This is a genomic window from Aquabacterium sp. NJ1 (assembly GCF_000768065.1).
GTDB lineage: Bacteria > Pseudomonadota > Gammaproteobacteria > Burkholderiales > Burkholderiaceae_C > Aquabacterium.
Window position 1 is genome coordinate 1 of sequence record NZ_JRKM01000010.1, and the last position, 2,713, is coordinate 2,713.

The 2,713-nt window shown below is 57.4% G+C and carries 3 protein-coding genes; 2 read left to right on the forward strand and 1 reads right to left on the reverse strand.

The features are described 5' to 3' along the window. Nucleotides 1-770, reverse strand: a 770-nt coding sequence (locus JY96_RS21675; protein WP_035044331.1) for an IS30 family transposase, incomplete at its 3' end; no start/stop codon positions are given. A 259-nt stretch (nt 771-1,029) separates the two neighbouring features. On the opposite strand from JY96_RS21675, the gene JY96_RS23460 reads away from it, so the two are divergent. Continuing rightward, nucleotides 1,030-1,446 (forward strand): hypothetical protein, encoded by a 417-nt coding sequence (locus JY96_RS23460; protein ID WP_152606704.1) that lies wholly within the window; start codon nt 1,030-1,032, stop codon nt 1,444-1,446. A gap of 283 nt (nt 1,447-1,729) precedes the next feature. Then, a complete protein-coding gene (locus tag JY96_RS21680) occupies nt 1,730-2,704 on the forward strand; it encodes an IS30 family transposase (RefSeq protein WP_035040509.1) in 975 nt (324 codons plus the stop codon). Nucleotides 2,705-2,713: the final 9 nt, after the last annotated feature.

A 2,713-nucleotide genomic window follows, 5' to 3' on the forward strand; every position in this document is an offset into this window, starting at 1 on the left:
GGCGTGGCGAAGTAGCAGGCCACGCCAAACTCCTTCTCGATCTCTTCGTAGTCATGGAACTCCGTTCCGTTGTCAAAGGTGATCGTTTTCATCCTGGCTCCGTACTTCTTGAGCACCGCCCTCAAGGCTTTGTTGGTCTCTTTCGTGTTGCGCGCTTCGAGCTTCCTGATCACCGTCAGCCCTGTCGCGCGCTCCACCAAAGTCAAGATGCTGTGTCGCAGGTCTTTGCCCACAACCGTGTCGCCCTCCCAGTGCCCCACTTCCTGGCGAAGCTCCACTTCCGGTGGTCGCACCGTGATGTGCTTCTTGCCCCTCAGGATCCCGCGCCAGTCGTGCTTTCCGTAGCGTTTGCGCCTGAGCTTCATCTTTAGCCTCAGGTGCTTCCACAACCCACCGCCGGCTTGCTTGTCTCGCAAAAGGTAGCGGTAAATGCTTTCGTGGCTCATGTCCAGCAAGCCTTGTGGCCTGAGCGTGCCCACGATCTGCTTGGGGCTCCACTTCTTGCGCAGATAGCGCCTGACCAGCGCGTACTGTTCGGGCTTGAACTTGGGCCCTCGCCTGCTTCTTCGTCGCCGCGCTCGCGCATACCGATCCGCCTTGCATGGTCGGTACGCGCCATCATGCGTCGTGGCGTTCCTGCTGACCTCCCGCGATATCGTGCTCGCTGAGCGCCCCAACTCCTGCGCGATGGCGCGCAGACTCCAGTTCGCTTTCAAGTACGCGGAAATCAGGTATCTTTCTTCTCGGGCGAGTTGTCTGTAATGCGTCATGGTGTCGCCCCCCTTCTTGCCGGAATACGGGGCTCCATCACTTTGCCTTCAACTCGCCTACCTTTTTCTTGTGGTGTTGCACTTACTATTTGAATCCACGCAGCCTAACTGGGCGGTCAAGCGGACGCCAACAAGGGCCATGGCTTCGCCATTGTCCTGGCCCTTGTTGGTGCCCTTCAGTCGCTGCGCTCCTTACGGCGCCGCTTACCTTGGGCGTTAGGCCTTGCCATATGAACGCACTAGCCAATCACTTGCCATCATGACTGTAGCCAGCGATACATTGCATGCCTTTGTGGAGCGCTATCCTGAAGCCATTGGGTTTTGGCTCTTCTTCGGAATGCTGCCCATTGCAGCCTGCGCCCTATGGACGCTTCGCTACCGCAATCAGGTTCCACGTGCATGGCCAGTTCTTCGCCTCACGGCCGCATGCACATTTGGCTACCCAGCCATGCTTGCAGTTCTGTTGGTGCTGCCGGCATCAGTCTTCTCTATCTTTCTGGCCCCAGCCCTACTTGACGCCTACCCTACATGGCGAACTGCTTTACTGCTGCTTTTGTGCCTGCCGGAGTGGTTCGCCCGACAGGCTTTCTGGCTTGTTCCATTCGCTTGGCTGTGTTGGGTCATAGCGGCACCAGCGATGTTTATCCGCAAGCAACTTCAGCGAGCGCCTGTATGAACTTTGGCCAGTTCACCAACGCCGCGTATTCAACAGCGAGGAGCTTGGTCAAAGCCCAAAATCCATCGCCTAACTGGGCGGTCAAGCGGACGCCAACAAGGGCCATGGCTTCGCCATTGTCCTGGCCCTTGTTGGTACCCTTCAGTCGCTGCGCTCCTTGCGGCGCCGCTTACCTTGGGCGTTAGGCCCCGCGGATTCAACTAGTAAGTGCAACGTTCATTGAAATGGGTGGGGAGCGGCGAAACTAGCTGCACCTTATCCGACCAAGAACGAGGTTGCACCTATGACGTATCACCAACTCACCCAAGAGGAACGATACACCATCAACGCCTTGAGAGTAGCCAAATACTCTCAAGCCGAGATCGCTCGCCAAATTGGCAAACACCCAAGCACCGTCAGTCGTGAGCTTCGCCGGAACCTGACTACTCACCGAGCGCAGTACCGGCCAGAGAAGGCTCACAGTTACGCCGTGGCTCGACGTCGGCGCTGCCGTCGCGGCTCTCACTACTCCGACGCTCAGCGCGCTCAGGTCTTTAGCCTCATCCGCAGGAAGTTCAGCGCTGAGCAAATCAGCGGCATCCTCAAACGCTTCAAGCTCCTTGAAATCAGCACCGAGACCATCTACCGCTGGCTGCGTCGCGACAAGGCCAGCGGCGGTGAGTTGGTATCGCACACACGCATCATGTCCAAGAACGGTCGCAAACGCTACCGATCCAAGGATTCAAGGGGTGTTCTGGCCGGCAAGCGCCATATCAGCGAGCGACCACAGGAGGCCAACTTGCGCATCGCGATCGGTCACTGGGAAGGCGATACCGTCATCGGCAAAGACCTGCGCCACTGCCTGCTTACTCTGGTCGAGCGCGTCAGTGGCTTTGCCATCGTCATGAAGCTCAAGGCTCGCACCAAAGAAGAAGTCATCTGCGCTGCCAAGGTCGCCATCGCCAAGTACGAGCGTCAATTCAAAACGCTCAGCCTGGACAACGGAACGGAGTTCCACGACTACGCAAAGCTAGAGGAACACTTCAATCTCAAGTGCTACTTCGCCACCCCTTATCATTCCTGGGAGCGTGGCACCAACGAGAACTTCAACGGCCTGCTACGTCAATACGTACCAAAGGGAGTCTGCATGCAACATCTCACTCAAAAGCAGTGCGATCACTTCGCCAGCGAACTCAATAACAGGCCACGCAAACGCCACAATTTCCTGACGCCTTCCGAAGTCTTCTTCGGACGTACTAGCGTTGCACTTGCTGGTTGAATCTGGGCC

Bases quoted from the DNA above. Each gene is read 5' to 3' on its own strand.
- JY96_RS23460 (WP_152606704.1), top strand. From the start codon at position 1,030: ATGACTGTAGCCAGCGATACATTGCATGCCTTTGTGGAGCGCTATCCT.
- JY96_RS21680 (WP_035040509.1), top strand. From the start codon at position 1,730: ATGACGTATCACCAACTCACCCAAGAGGAACGATACACCATCAACGCC.